At 62.1% G+C, this 649-nt stretch carries 1 protein-coding gene; it reads left to right on the top strand.

From position 1 onward, the window contains the following. Window positions 1-391: 391 nt before the first annotated feature. The coding region (locus ABD357_RS29970; protein WP_344394147.1) for an IS110 family transposase at window positions 392-649 on the top strand (258 nt) is incomplete at its 3' end.

The following is a 649-nucleotide window of genomic DNA, read 5'->3' as shown; positions in this document are numbered from 1 at the left end:
GCCTTGTACTCCCGTACCGTTCTGGAGAGCCCGATCGGGAGTGGGCAGCGCTTCGCCGCTGCACCTCGTCCTCGCTGCTAATTAAGAGCTGCGACCAAGATCGCTACAGTACGGGCGTGCAGGTGGACACCCGATCGGGCCGCGGCCCACCCTGCCGTTGACAAGATCGCTGGGCGCAGTGACCCATCGGTCCGATCATCGTTACATCCACCGCCTGGAAGGCTGGATGCGACTCTTGTACTCCTGCCCATCGAGGGGCTCATGCTGACTCCGTCGGCCAGTCTTCCGGTCACCCGCCATAACTGATTAAGAGCCGCGACTCGATCGCTCGTACGGACTTGTGTCTGGGTGGCCCGGCATGCTCTGCCCGCGTTGGACCTGGAGAAGAGAGATGACTGGACGGCTGGCCCAGGCGTGGGCAGGGATCGACGTCGGGAAAGGGCATCACTGGATCACAGTGGTGGACAGCGACGGTGATCCGCTGTGGAATCGCAAGGTGATCAACTCCGAGGCGGACATCCTTGCTGCCTTCGGTGAAGTCATGGATATGTCTGAAGACGTGACCTGGGCGGTGGACCTCGTCGACGGCCCGGCAGCCTTGCTCCTTGGGACATTCGAGAATCATGGCCAACAACCCCGGTACGTCACC

The sequence above is a fragment of the Streptomyces vastus genome, assembly GCF_039532825.1.
GTDB lineage: Bacteria > Actinomycetota > Actinomycetes > Streptomycetales > Streptomycetaceae > Streptomyces > Streptomyces vastus.
The sequence above is the reverse complement of the archived record's forward strand: the minus strand, read 5'-3'. Positions and strand labels throughout refer to the sequence as shown.